We start from the raw sequence: 14,316 nt of genomic DNA, 5'->3' as shown, positions 1-14,316 counted from the left end.
GTCGAACGCGGCGGCGATGCTCTCCCCGCCGGTCGCCAGCAGCAGGGCGTGGGCGGGTGCGCCGCTGCCCGACGACGCCGACGCCCCGGCCGCGCTGCGCGCGGTCGCCGAGGGCGCGCTGCTGGGCGGCTACCGGTTCGCCGGCTACAAGACCAAGCCGCAGCCGGCCCGGCGCGAGCCGGTGGCCGAGGTGCTGGTGGCGGTGCCGGACGCGGCCGACGCGACCGCCCGGGCCGAGATCGCGCGGGCGCAGGCGGTGGCCGGTGCGGTGCGGACCAGCCGGGACTGGGTCAACACGGCGCCGAACGAGCTGCGTCCCCCGGCGTTCGCCGACGTCGTCTCCGCCGCCGCCCGTGAGGCGGGCCTGGAGGTCGAGGTGCTGGACGAGGCGGCGCTGGCGGCCGGTGGTTACGGCGGCATCCTCGCCGTCGGCCAGGGTTCCGAGGCCCCGCCGCGACTGGTGAAGCTCACCTGGACGCCGGAGGGCGGCGGCAACGGCAAGCGGGTCGCGCTCGTCGGCAAGGGCATCACGTTCGACACGGGCGGCATCTCGATCAAGCCGGCGCAGGGCATGTGGGAAATGAAGTCGGACATGGCCGGCGCGGCGGCGGTCGGCGCGGCCATGCTGGCGGTCGCGGCGCTCAAGCCGTCGGTCACCGTCACCGGCTACCTGCCGATGGCGGAGAACATGCCGTCGGGCACCAGCTACCGGCCGGGCGACGTGATCAGCATGTTCAACGGCAAGAAGGTGGAGGTGCTCAACACCGACGCCGAGGGCCGGATGGTGCTGGCCGACGCGATGGCGCGGGCCTGCGCGGACGGCGCCGACTACCTGTTCGAGACCTCCACGCTGACCGGCGGGCAGGTGATCGCGCTGGGCAAGCGGATCGCCGGTGTGATGGGCACCCCGGAGCTGTGCGAGCGGGTGCGGGTGGCCGGTGACGCGACCGGTGAGCCGGCGTGGCCGATGCCGCTGCCGGATGACGTCCGCAAGGGCATGGAGTCGGAGGTCGCGGACATCTCGCAGGTCAACGCCGGGATGGACCGGGCCGGGCACATGCTCCAGGGCGGGGTGTTCCTGCGCGAGTTCGTCACCGACGACGTGGCGTGGGCGCACATCGACATCGCCGGTCCGGGCTACCACTCGGGCGAGGCGACCGGCTACTGGACCAAGGGCGGCACCGGCGTGCCGGTGCGTACGCTCGTGCACCTGGTCGAGGACGTCGCCGCCAACGGCTGACCGACGCGCACGGCAAGGGGCTCCCGGCGTTGCCGGGGGCCCCTTCGCGTGACCTCAGTACAGCTCCGGGCGGCGCTTGCGGCGCTCGTTGTAGTCGCGCATCCGCTGCGGATAGCCCATCAGCCGCACGTCGTAGATCGGGATGGCGATCCGGTGCGCCCAGCGGCGGGCCTCGTCCGGCCCGCCGACGCGCCGCCGGGTCCACTCGCCGTCGTCGGCGATCAGCATGATCGTGGTCTCGGTGACTGTCGTACGCGGCTCGATGTACGCCTCGACGCCCTTCCGGGTGCGGACGAAATTCTCCAGATGGTCCAGATCGGCACGGTCGGCGGCGCGGTCGCGGCTCGCCGGGGCCGCCCGCTTGCGTCGTCGGAACAGCCCCACCGAATCCACTCCTCCCCCACCGCCGTCATCGAGAACGGTGCCAAGGGTACGTGTCACCGACGTGTCGTTGGGCACCTCGGTACGCGCCCGGTCCGTGGTGGTGACAAGATGACCGAGGTGGGGTGTGCCTGTTACTCCGCCGTAACCCCCGATGCAGTGACGCGACCTGGGAGTTGGATGTGAGCGAGCCGAACGACACGACCTTCGACATCGTCATCCTCGGAGGTGGTAGCGGCGGCTACGCGGCGGCGCTGCGTGCCGCCCAGCTGGACCTCTCCGTCGCGCTCATCGAGAAGGGCAAGCTGGGCGGGACCTGCCTGCACAACGGGTGCATCCCGACCAAGGCGCTGCTGCACGCCGCCGAGATCGCCGACCAGACCCGCGAGTCCGAGCAGTTCGGCGTGAAGGCCGAGCTGGTCGGCATCGACATCACGGCGGTCAACTCGTACAAGGACGGCGTGGTCTCCCGCCTGTACAAGGGCCTCCAGGGCCTGGTGGGCAGCAGCAAGAAGATCACCTTCGTGGCGGGTGCCGGCAAGCTGGTCGGCAAGAACGTCGTCGAGGTGGACGGCAAGCGCTACACCGGCCGCAACGTCGTGCTGGCCTCCGGGTCGTACGCCAAGAGCCTGCCCGGCCTGGACATCGACGGCGAGCGGATCATCACCAGCGACCACGCGCTGACGCTGGACCGGATCCCGTCGTCGGCGATCGTGCTCGGCGGCGGCGTGATCGGCGTCGAGTTCGCCAGCGTCTGGAAGTCCTTCGGCGTGGACGTGACCATCGTCGAGGCGCTGCCCCGCCTGGTCGCCGCCGAGGACGAGGAGTCGTCGAAGGCGCTGGAGCGGGCGTTCCGCAAGCGGAAGATCAACTTCAAGGTCGGCAAGCCGTTCGAGAAGGTCGAGAAGACCGACAAGGGCGTGAAGCTGACCATCCAGGGCGGCGACACGGTCGAGGCCGAGCTGCTGCTGGTCGCCGTGGGCCGCGGCCCGAACACCGCCGGCCTCGGCTACGAGGAGCAGGGCGTCAAGATGGACCGCGGCTACGTGCTGACCGACGAGCGGCTGCGCACCAGCGTGCCGAACGTCTACGCCGTCGGCGACATCGTGCCCGGCCTCCAGCTCGCCCACCGCGGCTTCCAGCAGGGCATCTTCGTCGCCGAGGAGATCGCCGGGAAGACCCCGGCCGTGATCGACGAGGCCGGCATCCCGCGCGTCACCTACTGCGACCCGGAGCTGGCGTCGGTCGGCCTGACCGAGGCGAAGGCCAAGGAGCAGTACGGCGCCGACAAGATCAAGACCTACAACTACAACCTGGGCGGCAACGGCAAGAGCCAGATCCTCAAGACCGCCGGCCACGTGAAGTTGGTCCGGGTGGACGACGGCCCGGTGGTCGGCGTGCACATGGTCGGCGCCCGGGTCGGTGAGCTGATCGGCGAGGCGCAGCTCATCTACAACTGGGAGGCGTACCCGGCCGAGGTGGCGCAGCTCGTGCACGCCCACCCGACGCAGAACGAGGCTCTGGGCGAGGCGCACCTGGCCCTGGCCGGCAAGCCGCTGCACGCGCACGCCTGACACGACAACCGCGGCGTCCGGCGACGGGCGATGATCCCACCAGGGGAATGAAGGAGTCTGGAGAACATGCCGGTATCGGTCACCATGCCCCGGCTCGGCGAGAGCGTCACCGAGGGCACCGTCACGCGCTGGCTCAAGCAGGAGGGTGACACCGTCGAGGTCGACGAGCCCCTGCTCGAGGTGTCGACCGACAAGGTCGACACCGAGATCCCGTCCCCCGCGGCGGGCGTGCTGAGCCGGATCGTGGTCGGCGAGGACGAGACCGCCGAGGTCGGCAGCGAGCTGGCGGTCATCGCCGGCGAGGGCGAGGACGCGGGCGCGGCTCCCACCGAGGAGGCCGAGCCGGCCACCGAGCCGACGGCCGCCGCCGAGGGCACCGGCCCCGAGCCGGAGCAGCAGGCCGAGCAGGCCGCCGCCGAGCCGGGTGCCGAGGCCGAGCAGCCGGCCGTCGAGGAGCCGGCCCAGCCCGCCGCGTCGTCGGGCGAGGGCACGCCGGTGACCATGCCGGCCCTGGGCGAGAGCGTCACCGAGGGCACCGTCACCCGCTGGCTCAAGCAGGTCGGCGAGACCGTCGAGGTGGACGAGCCGCTGCTGGAGGTCTCCACCGACAAGGTCGACACCGAGATCCCGTCGCCGGTCGCCGGCACGCTGCAGGAGATCAAGGTCGCCGAGGACGAGACCGCCGACGTCGGCGCCGTGCTGGCGATCGTCGGGGTGGCCGGCGCCGCGCCCGCGAAGGCGGAGCCGAAGCCCGAGCCCAAGCCGGAGCCCAAGCCGGAGCCCAAGGCCGAGGCGAAGCCCGAGCCCAAGCCCGAGCCCAAGCCGGAGCCGAAGGTCGAGGAGCCCACGCCGGGCGCGTCCTACAACGAGCCGGCCGCCGAGGCGGAGCAGGCCGCGCAGCCGGCCAAGGCCGAGGCGGCGGCCCAGCCGTCCGCGCCGGCCGCCGCGCAGCGCCCGAGCGTCCCGGCCGAGTACGGCGAGGACGCCGCCGGGTACGTGACGCCGCTGGTGCGCAAGCTCGCCGCCGAGCACGGCGTGGACCTGGGCTCGATCAAGGGCACCGGCGTGGGTGGCCGCATCCGCAAGCAGGACGTGCTGGAGGCGGCCGAGAAGGCGAAGGCCGCCAAGCCGGAGCCGGCCGCCGCCGCGCCGGCCGCCAAGGCCGAGGCCCCGGCCAAGCCGGCCGCCAAGCCGGAGCCGAGCGCCAAGCGGGGCACCACGGAGAAGCTGCCGCGGATCCGGGCCACCATCGCCAAGCGGATGCAGCAGTCGCTGCACGAGACGGCGCAGCTGACCACCGTCGTCGAGGTCGACGTCACCAAGGTCGCCAGGCTGCGGGCGCGGGCCAAGGACTCGTTCCAGGCCAAGCACGGCGTGAAGCTGTCCTTCCTGCCGTTCTTCGCGCTGGCCGCGATCGAGGCGCTCCAGACGTACCCGATCATCCAGGCCAGCATGGACCTGGACGGCGGGACGATCACCTACCCGGCCGCGGAGCACCTGGGCATCGCGGTGGACACCGAGCGCGGGCTGCTCGTGCCGGTCATCCACAACGCCGGTGACCTCAACATGGGCGGCATCGCGAAGCGGATCGCCGACCTGGCCGAGCGCACCCGGGCCAACAAGATCACCCCGGACGAGATGGCCGGGGCGACGTTCACGCTCACCAACACCGGCAGCCGGGGCGCGCTGTTCGACACCCCGATCGTGCCGTCGCCGCAGTCGGCGATGCTCGGCACGGGTGCCGTGGTGAAGCGCCCGGTCGTGGTCAACGACCCGGAGCTGGGCGAGGTCGTCGCGATCCGGTCGATGGTCTACCTGGCCATGTCGTACGACCACCGGCTGATCGACGGCGCCGACGCGGCCCGCTTCCTCACCGCGGTGAAGGAGCGGCTGGAGGGCGGCAACTTCGAGGCCGAACTGGGTCTGTAGATCCGAGACGGTAAGGGGGCGCGCGGCGACATGCCGCGCGCCCCCTTCGTCGTTTCCGCGGGTCAGCCGCGCAGGTGCTCCTCGGAGACGGTCCAGAGCTGCTCGGCGGCCTCCGGATCCCGGGCGTACGCGGCCCAGCCGGTACGCGTGCCCGGCTGGTTCGGCCCGGCCTCCTGGCAGTCCTCGAAGTACCGGCCGCCGACGCCGTCGAGCAGCGGCGAGGTGGCGACCAGCACCGAGGTCGCCGCGCCCTGCTCCGGGGTCTTGAACGCGGCCGCGTTGCCGCTGCGCATCCGCGCCAGCTCCTCCTCACTGATGTAGCGCTGAAGGTTGGTCCGGATCGCGCCCGGCATCAGCGCGTTGGTGTGGATGCCGTCGTCCGCCCAGCGGCGGGTCGCCTCCACCGCGAACAGCACGTTCGCGGTCTTGGACTGCCCGTACGCCAGCCACGGGTCGTACGGCCGCTGCCGGAAGTGGATGTCGGAGAACACCACCGGTGAGCGCAGGTGGGCCGCGGAACTGACCGAGACGATCCGCGCTCCGTCGGCTGCGGCGAGCGCCGGGCGCAGCCCGGTGGCGAGCGCGAAGTGGCCGAGGTGGTTGGTCGCGAACTGCATCTCCCAGCCCTGCTCGGTGCGCATCTCGGGCGAGGCCATGATCCCGGCGTTGTCGACGAGCATGTGCAACGGTCCGTCCCAGGTGCGGACGAACGCGGCCACCGAGGCGAGGTCGGCGAGGTCGAGCGGGGCGACCAGGATCCGGTCGTTGCCGGTGGTGCCGGTGATGTCGTCGGCGGCGCGCTGCCCGGCCTCGGTGTTGCGGACGGCGAGTGTGACGTCCGCTCCGGCGGCGGCGAGCGCGCGGGCGGTCTCCACGCCGATCCCGGAGGCGCCGCCGGTGACGACGGCCCGGCGGCCGGTCAGGTCCAGGTCGCGGACGACCTCCAGGGCTGTGGTCTCGGCGGAGAACGGGGTGGTGACTGGTGTCGGGGTTGTCATGGTCCATCCTTGTCGACGGCGACGCGGACCGATGTCCGCCCGCTACGATGAGAAGCGGAGGATCCTCCGTTACTCCACCAGCATAACCGGAGGGGGCTCCGGTTACCACGGTGCCGGGCCGGCGACCCGGCCGAGGGAGGAGGGCCCGTGCCCGACCGACCGCTGCGCGCGGACGCGCTGCGCAACCGGCAGCGGCTGCTGGACGCCGCGGTCCACGCGTTTTCCCAGGACGGCCCGGAGGTAACGCTGGACCGGGTCGCCAAGGAGGCCGGCGTCGGCATCGGCACGCTCTACCGCCACTTCCCCAGCCGGGAGGCGCTGATCGAGGCGGCGTACCGCAACGAGCTGGAGAAGCTCTGCGACGCCGCACCGGCGCTGCTCGCCGCCCAGCCCGCCGACGCGGCGCTGCGCGCCTGGATGGACCGGTTCGTCGACTACCTCGCCACCAAGCGGGGCATGGCCGACGCGCTGCGCCTGGTCATCGCCTCCGGCGCCAACCCGTACGCGCAGAGCCGCGACCGGCTGCTCGCCGCGCTCGGCGAACTGCTCGCGGCCGGTGCGGCGGCCGGTGTCGTACGCGCCGACGTGGCCGCCGCCGACGTGCTCGCCAGCCTCAGCGGGGTCTCCCTGGTGGCGGGCGAGCCGGACCAGCGCGCCCAGGCCGGACGCCTGCTCGACCTGCTGATGGACGGCCTGCGCCACCGGCCGGGCTGACCGAATCGGCCACCCGGCCCGACCTGCGCTGACAGACTCGGCCGGTGGGCTCGTACGGGTGGCGGGGACGCCTGGGACCGGCGGTGCCGGTGGCCCCCGGCGCCCGGGTCGACCGGTTCGAGATCTTCTTCGACCTGGTCTTCGTCTTCTCGTTCTTCATCATCACCCGGGCCACCGCGCTCCAGGTGACCGGCGGGGCGCTGCTGCACGCGCTGCTGGTCCTCGCCGTGCTCTGGTGGTCGTGGGTGGTGCACAGCGTGGTGGCCACCCGGGTACGCCTCGGCGAGGGCTTCGTCCCGGTGCTCATGACAGTCGGCATGGCCGCGCTGTTCACGTTCGCGCTGTCCCTGCCGCACGCGTTCCGCGACCCGCGCGGCAACGAGGCCGGGCCGATGGTCGCGGCGCTCAGCTACACCGTCCTGCGGCTGGTGCACCTGCTGCTCTACCGGCACGCCGTCCGGGACAGCCCGAACGAGCGCCGGCAACTGATCCGGTTCGCCCCCGAGGTGATCGGCAGTACCGCGCTGCTGCTGGTCGCCGCGCTGCTGCCGCCGAAGATCGACGACCTGTTCTCGGCCTCGGTGCTGCGGGACGTGCTGTGGGCCGGCGTCATCCTGCTCCAGTACGGCACCGGCATCCTCGCCGGCACCTGGGGCTGGGGTGTCTCGTCCGCCGAACACTGGACCGAGCGGTACGACCTCATCCTGATCATCGCGCTGGGCGAGTCGGTCATCTCCGTCGGCGTCGGCAGCAACCTGCTCGGCCAGCCGCCCACCTGGCCGGCGGTGGCGGCGGCGGTGCTCGGCATCTTCTTCACCGCCGCGCTCTGGTGGGCGCACTACGACATGGTCGGGCCGGCCGCACGGATCGCGTTGCACGCCGCACAGGACGGCCCCCGGGTGGCGATGGCCCGGGACGCGTACGCGTACCTCTTCCTGCCGATGATCGCGGGCATCATCCTGTTCGCGCTCGGCGCCGAGACGATCGTGCACGGGATCGCCGACCCGAACGTGCCGCCGAGCGAACCGGCGCACGGCCCGGGCGTGCCGCTGCTGTTCGGCGGCGTGATCTGCTACCTCTGCGGCAACATGTTGTTCCAGCTCCGCACCCTGCGCACGGTGAGCTGGACCCGGGTCGGCACGGTGCTGCTGCTGGGCGTGACCATCCCGGTCGCCGAGCGGGTGCCGGGGCTGGCCGCGCTGGGCATGCTGACCGCGATCACCGTGGGTATGGTGGCCGTCGAGGTGATCGTCTTCGCCGAGGGCCGGCAGGCGCTGCGCAAGCTGGTCTTCGAGGAACGCACCAGCCACGAGGCGCACGAGGCGGCCTGGCGGGCCCGTTGGCACGAGCAACCCGAGGACCGCGACGAGAACGGGTGAACCACCTGCCCGCCGCCCTCGTGATACCTGTCGGTCCCGCACCGGGGCCGCAGACGAGGGATACGGGGATCGCATGACCATCGACACCGTCCACGCCGGCGCGGCCGGCACCTGGCAGCTCGGCGACCTGACCGTCAACCGGATGGGCCTGGGCGCCATGCGGCTGACCGCGAACGCCGACGGCAGCCCGAGCGACCGGGACCGGGCCGTCGCCGTGCTGCGCCGCGCCGTCGAGCTGGGCGTCAACCACATCGACACGGCCGCGTTCTACTTCTCGCCGCTGCGCTCGGCCAACGAGCTGATCAACCGGGCGCTGTCGCCGTACTCCGACGATCTGGTCATCGTGACCAAGGTCGGGCCCGGCAAGGACCCGTCCGGGCAGTGGCTGCCGGCGGCCCGCCCGGACCAGTTGCGCGGGCAGGTGGAGGAGAACCTGCGCCAGCTCGGCCGCGACCACCTGGACGTGGTGAACCTGCGGGTGCACGGCCCGGAGCCGCTCTCCGAGCACTTCGGCGCGCTGGCCGAGCTGCGCGACGCCGGGCTGATCCGGCACCTGGGCGTCTCCGCGGTACGCCCGCACCAGGTCGCCGAGGCCCGCGCCATCGCCCCGGTGGTGTGCGTGCAGAACTCGTACGGCCTGGGCTACCGCCGTACCCACGACGAGCTGATCCGGGACTGCGCGGCGCACGGCACCGCGTTCGTGCCGTTCTTCTCCATCGTCACCAGCGGCCGGGAGGCCGGCGCCACCGGCGAGGAGCACCCGGAGGTGCACGCGGTGGCCCGGGAGCACGGTGTGACGGCGGCCCAGGTCCGGCTGGCCTGGACGCTGGCCCGGGGCCCGAACGTGCTGGCCATCCCCGGCACCGGCAACCCGGCGCACCTGGAGCAGAACATCGCCGCCGCCGCGCTGCGCCTCTCCCCCGCCGACCTGGCCCGCCTCGACGCGGTGTGAGGTTCGGCCGTCGGCAGAATCGGCGCGTACGGGGTGGCCCACCGCCGCGTGCGCGCCGATGCTGAGGCGATGGCGACCTTCTCCGTGCAGGCCCAACCCACCGACGCGGCGAGCTGGACCGAGCTGGCCCGTACCGTCGAGGCGGCCGGCTTCGACGCGCTGTTCGCGGCCGACCACCCCGGCGACTGCGCGTCGCCGTTCGTCGCGCTCGCCGCCGCGGCGGCCGTGACCAGCACGCTGGGCCTCGGCTCGTACGTCTCCAACGCCGGCGTCCGGGAACCGATCCTGCTCGCCGCCGACGTGGCCACGCTCGACGTGGTCTCCGGCGGACGGGCCCGGTTCGGCGTCGGCGCGGGCCACACGCCGGCCGAGTGGCGGGCCGTCGGGCGCGAGCGTCCGGACGTCGCCGGCCGGGTCCGCCGCTGCGTCGCGGTGACCGAGGCGGTACGGGCGCTGCTGGCCGGCGACGACGTCACAGTGGACACGGAGGAGCTGGCCGCGCACGCCGCCCGCCTCAGGGCACCCCGGCCGGTCCAGGACCGCATCCCGCTGACCGTGGGCACGTCCAACTCGACGTTGCTGCGCTGGGCCGGGAGGCACGCCGACGTGGTGGGCCTGGCCGGCCTGGGCCGGACGCTGCCGGACGGCCACCAGCACACCGTCCGGTGGCGGGCCGACCAGATCGAGGCGCAGCTCGCGTGCGTCGCGGCCGGCGCCGCCGGCCGGGACACCCCGCCGGTCCTGGAGGCGCTGGTCCAGCACGTCGCCGTCTCCGACGACGCGGAGGCGGCCGCCGCCGGGACGGCCGCCGAGACCGGACTCACCCCGGCGGAGGTGCTGGCCACCCCGTTCGTGCTGGCCGGGACGCCCGACGAGATCGTCGCGGCGGTGGCCGGGCACGAGCGCCGCTGGGGCGTCACCCGCTTCGTGGTACGCGCCGGAGCCGTCGACGCGCTCGCGCCGCTCCTGCCCCGGCTGGCGGGAAAAGAGCTGGACTTCGAGCACACTCGAAAGTGAACACTGTGCGCATGACGACGACACGACGGCTGGGCCGCAGCGGCATCGAGGTCAGCGCGATCGGCATGGGCTGCTGGGCGATCGGCGGCCCGCTCTGGGACGGCACCCAGCCGCTCGGCTGGGGCGAGGTGGACGACGACGAGTCGGTGCGTACCGTCCACCGGGCCCTCGACCTGGGCGCGACGCTTTTCGACACGTCCAGCAACTACGGCGCCGGGCACAGCGAGCGGGTGCTCGGGCGCGCGCTGTCCGGCCGCCGGGACCGCGCGGTCATCGCGACCAAGTTCGGCTATCCCACCGACGAGGAGACCCGCCAGGCCCTCGGCGAGGACGCCAGTCCCGAGTACGCCCGGCGCAGCCTGGAGGGTTCGCTGCGCCGGCTCGGCACCGACCACGTCGACCTCTACCAGCTGCACCTGGGCGGCCTGCCGGTACCGCAGGCGCTGGACCTCGTCGGCACCCTGGAGGACCTGGTCACCCAGGGGAAGATCCGGGCGTACGGCTGGAGCACCGACGACCCCGCCTCGGCACGCGCCTTCGCCGAGGCCGGACCGCACTGCGCGGCGGTCCAGCACGACCAGTCGGTGCTGCGGGACAACGCGGCCATGCTCGCGGTGTGCGCGGAGTTCGACCTGGCCGCCCTGAACCGGGGGCCGCTGGCGATGGGCCTGCTCACCGCGAAGTACCAGGACGCGCCGGCCGCCCGGGGCGACGACGACGTGCGCGGCGTGGCCCCGGAGTGGCTGGACTGGTTCACCGGCGGCGTACCGCGCGCCGAGTGGGCGCAGCGGGTGGCCCGGGTCCGCGAGGCGCTGACCGCCGACGGCCGCACCCTCGCCCAGGGCGCGCTCGGCTGGCTGCTCGCCCGCAGCCCGCACACCCTGCCCATCCCCGGGTGCCGGACCGTCGCGCAGGCCGAGGAGAACCTCGGCGCGCTGGCGTACGGGCCGTTGCCGCAGGACGCGTTCGCCGAGGTGGAACGACTGCTCGCCGACCTGCGTACCGCCCCGGCCGACGCCTGACCGCCCGGCCGCACCGTCAGCCACACCGCAGACGTGTAGCACCTCGTAGCACACAGGCGGTAGGCTGCCGGTGTGGCCGAGCACGCTCATCGCGAGATCACCCAACGCGAGCTGCGCAACGACTCCGGTGCCATCATGCGCGGAGTGGAGCGCGGAGAGTCCTTCACCATCACTCGCAACGGCACGCCGATCGGGCGGTTGATCCCGATCCGGCGCCGCACCTTCGTGCCGCGAGCCGAGGTTCTCGCGGCCTTCGCCAGCGCACCCCGGTTGGACGAGGCCCGCTTCCGGTCCGACCTCGACGCCGCCATCGACCAGGATCTGCCCAGCCGTGACTGGTGACCTCCCCGTGCGGGGTCTGATCGACACCAACATCGTCATCCATCTGGGTGGCCTCGACGGGACGGAACTACCCGACGAGATGGTCATCAGCGCGGTCACGTTGGCCGAGCTTTCGGCCGGTCCCCATCACACCGACGATCCGCACGAGCGCGCCCGCCGGATGAGCGTCCTGCAACACGTCGAGGCCACGTTCGAGCCGCTTCCGTTCGACGCCGAGGCGGCGCGGGCCTTCGGCCTGGTCTCAGCGGCGGTGCTCGCCGCCGGACGAGGAACGCGCCGCCGGGTGGCGGACCTGATGATCGCCTCCGTCGCACACGCCAACGCGCTCCCTCTCTACACCACGAACCCGGGCGACTTCCTCGGGCTCGACGGTCTGGTCACCGTGCATCCGGTCAGCAGGCCGACCGGCTGAAGGCCCGTCGTCGACGCGCAACCGGCGGGCGTGACGAGTGAGTGATTTCGCTCAACGCATCCGAATCGCGCTCCGTACTCGAAGATGTGAGCATGCGGATCCTCATGGCCGGCGCGTCCGGTTTCCTCGGCACCCGACTGGTCGACTGCCTCACCGCGGACGGCCACCAGGTCACCCGCCTGGTCCGCCGCCCGCCGCGCACCCCCGTCGAACGGCAGTGGAACCCGTCCGCCGCGCAACTGGACCCGCAGTGCGTCGCCGACGCCGACGCGGTGGTGAACCTGGCCGGCGCCGGGGTGGGTGACAAGCGGTGGAACGACGAGTACCGGAAGGTGATCCGGACGAGCCGGGTGGACAGCACCACCACGCTCGCCATCACGATCGCCGGCCTGCCCGCCGCCGACCGGCCCGCGGTGCTGCTGAACTCCTCCGCCGTCGGCTGGTACGGCAACACCGGCGACCGTGCGGTCACCGAGGAGGCGCCTGCGGGTGAGGGGTTCCTCGCCGACGTCTGCCGGGTCTGGGAGGCCGCGACCCGCCCGGCCGAGGACGCCGGCGTACGGGTGGTGCGCCTGCGTACCGGACTGCCACTGCACCGCGACGGCAGCCTGCTCAAGCCGCAGCTCCTGCCGTTCCGGCTCGGCGTCGGCGGCAAGCTGGGCAACGGCCGCCAGTGGCTGCCGTGGATCTCGATGCGGGACTGGCTCGACGCCGCGAAGTTCCTGCTGGCCCGCGACGACGTGGCCGGCCCGGTGAACGTGGTCGGCCCGGCACCGGTCACCAACGCCGAGTTCACCCGGGAACTCGCCCGGCAGCTGCACCGCCCGGCGATCATGCCGATCCCGGCGCTGGCGCTGAAGGTCGCGCTCGGCGGTTTCGCGCAGGAGGCGCTCACCAGCACGCGGGTGCTGCCCGGTGTGCTGGACAAGGCCGGTTTCGCCTGGGCGCACCCGGACCTGCCGGGCGCGCTGCGCGCCGCCCTCACCGGCTGAGCGAGGGCGGCGCGACGCGGCGGATCAGCAGCCGATCACCCAGTACGCGGGCCCGGTCTGCTTCAGCGTGCTCGTGTAGAAGGTGTTGTAGAGGCCCATCCGCTGCCCGCTGCCGAGCGCGTAGGCGTACCCGCCGGACTGGTAGGCCCGGCCGGCCACCACGTGCGCGTAGTTGCTGGCGGTGACGCAGACCGGCGCACTGGTCGGGCTGGGCGAGGCGGTGGGCGTGGGCGAGGCGGTCGGCCTGGGCGACGCGGTCGCCGTCGGGGTCGGGCTCGGCGAGGCGCCGCCACCGCCGAGCCCGAAGAAGACCGCGTCCCGGTACGTCGAACAGATGGTGTCCAGGAAGTACGCCCCGGCGGTGCCACACTGGTCCGCGCCCGTACCCGGGTCGACGGGGGTGCCGTGGCCCATCCCGGAGACCCGGTAGAGGCGGACCTGGTCGCTGCCGTAGACCTCCAGGTTGGTGCCGGCCGGCAGCGTGGACGTGCTGGTCGGGGTGGTCGACACGCCCAGCACGTTCGTCCACTGGTCCCGCGACTCGGCGGCGTTCGCGGTCGCCACAGTGGTGTCGCTGGTGCCGTGCCAGATCGCCACGCGGGGGCGCTTGCCGGAGTAGCCGGGGTACGCGCCGCGGACCAGGTCGCCCCACTGCGCCGGGGTCTTGTCCACGCCCGGGTTCATGCAGCTGAACGCGGTGACGGTGCTGGTGGCGCAGCGGTACGGGATGCCGGCGACGATCGAGCCGCCGGCGAAGACGTCCGGGTAGGCGGCGAGCATGGCCGCGCTCATCGCCCCGCCGGCGGAGAGGCCGCTGACGTAGACGCGGGCGCCGTCGGTGCCGTAGGTGCTCTTGGCGTAGTCGACCATCTGCTTGATCGACAGCGCCTCGCCCTGTCCGCGTGCGGTGTCACCGGTCTCGAACCAGTTGAAGCAGGAGTTGGCGTTGTTGCCGCTGGGCTGCTGCGGCGCGATGAGCGTGAACTTCCACTGGTCGGCGTACTTCTGCCAGCCGGAGTTGGCGACGTACGTGGAGGCGTTCTGCACGCAGCCGTGCAGCAGCACCACGGCGGGCGCACCGGCGGGCAGGCCGTCCGGGCGGTACGCGTACATGGCCAGGTTGCCGGGGTTGGAGCCGAACCCGGTGACCTGGGTCAGCGAGGCGGCCTGGGCGGGGAGGGCGGCGACCAGCGCGGTGGCCGCGGCCAGCACGACCCCGGCCGCCGCCCCGGCGACGCGGGCGATGAGGGATGAGGAGCGGGGCACGGGGACCTCCCGATCGTGGAATGTGAACTGAGTCACCTCCGGGTTGCCGCGACGTTACGGCCGCGTTTCGTCACACCGGAATGGCCGCCACTCACACA

14 protein-coding genes are annotated in these 14,316 nt (G+C 73.1%); 11 read left to right on the top strand and 3 right to left on the bottom strand.

All coding sequences use genetic code 11. From position 1 onward, the window contains the following. The coding region (locus EAD96_RS25410) for a leucyl aminopeptidase (protein WP_233586172.1) at positions 1 to 1,240 on the top strand (1,240 nt) is incomplete at its 5' end. Between the two features lie 54 nt (positions 1,241 to 1,294). Here EAD96_RS25410 and EAD96_RS25405 read toward each other — a convergent pair. Beyond that, the gene (locus EAD96_RS25405; protein WP_064448299.1) at positions 1,295 to 1,624 is read right to left on the bottom strand and encodes a hypothetical protein; all 330 of its coding nucleotides are present in this window, start codon (positions 1,622 to 1,624) and stop codon (positions 1,295 to 1,297) included. Positions 1,625 to 1,803: 179 nt separating this feature from the next. Here EAD96_RS25405 and lpdA point away from each other — a divergent pair, with 179 nt between their 5' ends. Both lpdA and sucB read left to right on the top strand, forming a co-directional pair. Next, the gene (lpdA, locus tag EAD96_RS25400) at positions 1,804 to 3,195 is read left to right on the top strand and encodes a dihydrolipoyl dehydrogenase (RefSeq protein WP_121686037.1); all 1,392 of its coding nucleotides are present in this window, start codon (positions 1,804 to 1,806) and stop codon (positions 3,193 to 3,195) included. A gap of 66 nt (positions 3,196 to 3,261) precedes the next feature. Next, positions 3,262 to 5,124, top strand: a complete 1,863-nt coding sequence (gene sucB, locus EAD96_RS25395; protein WP_121686036.1) for a 2-oxoglutarate dehydrogenase, E2 component, dihydrolipoamide succinyltransferase — start codon at positions 3,262 to 3,264, stop codon at positions 5,122 to 5,124. Positions 5,125 to 5,186: 62 nt separating this feature from the next. Here the strand turns inward: sucB and EAD96_RS25390 are convergent, their stop codons facing one another. Next, the gene (locus tag EAD96_RS25390) at positions 5,187 to 6,122 is read right to left on the bottom strand and encodes an SDR family NAD(P)-dependent oxidoreductase (RefSeq protein ID WP_120568732.1); all 936 of its coding nucleotides are present in this window, start codon (positions 6,120 to 6,122) and stop codon (positions 5,187 to 5,189) included. A gap of 147 nt (positions 6,123 to 6,269) precedes the next feature. Here EAD96_RS25390 and EAD96_RS25385 point away from each other — a divergent pair, with 147 nt between their 5' ends. The 8 genes from EAD96_RS25385 (at position 6,270) to EAD96_RS25350 (ending at position 12,952) form a co-directional block, all read left to right on the top strand. Beyond that, positions 6,270 to 6,836, top strand: a complete 567-nt coding sequence (locus EAD96_RS25385) for a TetR/AcrR family transcriptional regulator (RefSeq protein WP_120568731.1) — start codon at positions 6,270 to 6,272, stop codon at positions 6,834 to 6,836. A gap of 44 nt (positions 6,837 to 6,880) precedes the next feature. Further along, positions 6,881 to 8,215: a low temperature requirement protein A gene (locus EAD96_RS25380; protein ID WP_120568730.1), complete on the top strand. Its 1,335-nt coding sequence runs from the start codon at positions 6,881 to 6,883 to the stop codon at positions 8,213 to 8,215. Positions 8,216 to 8,288: 73 nt separating this feature from the next. Beyond that, on the top strand, positions 8,289 to 9,167 hold the full coding sequence (locus EAD96_RS25375) for an oxidoreductase (protein WP_120568729.1): 879 nt from the start codon (positions 8,289 to 8,291) through the stop codon (positions 9,165 to 9,167). Between the two features lie 69 nt (positions 9,168 to 9,236). Further along, complete coding sequence (locus EAD96_RS25370) at positions 9,237 to 10,184, top strand: LLM class flavin-dependent oxidoreductase (protein WP_121686035.1); 948 nt, start codon at positions 9,237 to 9,239, stop codon at positions 10,182 to 10,184. Positions 10,185 to 10,195: 11 nt separating this feature from the next. Next, positions 10,196 to 11,206: an aldo/keto reductase gene (locus tag EAD96_RS25365; RefSeq protein ID WP_121686040.1), complete on the top strand. Its 1,011-nt coding sequence runs from the start codon at positions 10,196 to 10,198 to the stop codon at positions 11,204 to 11,206. A 72-nt stretch (positions 11,207 to 11,278) separates the two neighbouring features. Continuing rightward, a complete protein-coding gene (locus tag EAD96_RS25360; protein WP_120568727.1) occupies positions 11,279 to 11,548 on the top strand; it encodes a type II toxin-antitoxin system Phd/YefM family antitoxin in 270 nt (89 codons plus the stop codon). Beyond that, positions 11,538 to 11,960 (top strand): type II toxin-antitoxin system VapC family toxin, encoded by a 423-nt coding sequence (locus EAD96_RS25355; RefSeq protein WP_121686034.1) that lies wholly within the window; start codon positions 11,538 to 11,540, stop codon positions 11,958 to 11,960. The genes EAD96_RS25360 and EAD96_RS25355 overlap by 11 nt, the downstream gene beginning before the upstream one ends. A 92-nt stretch (positions 11,961 to 12,052) precedes the next feature. Next, positions 12,053 to 12,952 carry a TIGR01777 family oxidoreductase gene (locus EAD96_RS25350; protein WP_121686033.1) on the top strand — a complete coding sequence of 300 codons (900 nt, stop codon included), beginning with the start codon at positions 12,053 to 12,055 and terminating at the stop codon, positions 12,950 to 12,952. A gap of 24 nt (positions 12,953 to 12,976) precedes the next feature. Here EAD96_RS25350 and EAD96_RS25345 read toward each other — a convergent pair whose 3' ends face one another. Next, positions 12,977 to 14,218: a PHB depolymerase family esterase gene (locus EAD96_RS25345; protein ID WP_121686032.1), complete on the bottom strand. Its 1,242-nt coding sequence runs from the start codon at positions 14,216 to 14,218 to the stop codon at positions 12,977 to 12,979. Positions 14,219 to 14,316 lie beyond the last annotated feature (98 nt).

The organism is Micromonospora sp. BL1, from assembly GCF_003667485.1.
GTDB lineage: Bacteria > Actinomycetota > Actinomycetes > Mycobacteriales > Micromonosporaceae > Micromonospora > Micromonospora tulbaghiae.
This window is presented reverse-complemented; position numbering and strand designations above follow the sequence as displayed.

What these genes read in the sequence shown, in the direction of transcription:
- EAD96_RS25365 (WP_121686040.1), top strand. Translation starts at nt 10,196, where the DNA reads ATGACGACGACACGACGGCTGGGCCGCAGCGGCATCGAGGTCAGCGCG.
- EAD96_RS25370 (WP_121686035.1), top strand. Translation starts at nt 9,237, where the DNA reads ATGGCGACCTTCTCCGTGCAGGCCCAACCCACCGACGCGGCGAGCTGG.
- EAD96_RS25350 (WP_121686033.1), top strand. Translation starts at nt 12,053, where the DNA reads ATGCGGATCCTCATGGCCGGCGCGTCCGGTTTCCTCGGCACCCGACTG.
- sucB (WP_121686036.1), top strand. Translation starts at nt 3,262, where the DNA reads ATGCCGGTATCGGTCACCATGCCCCGGCTCGGCGAGAGCGTCACCGAG.
- EAD96_RS25390 (WP_120568732.1), bottom strand. Translation starts at nt 6,122, where the DNA reads ATGACAACCCCGACACCAGTCACCACCCCGTTCTCCGCCGAGACCACA.
- EAD96_RS25375 (WP_120568729.1), top strand. Translation starts at nt 8,289, where the DNA reads ATGACCATCGACACCGTCCACGCCGGCGCGGCCGGCACCTGGCAGCTC.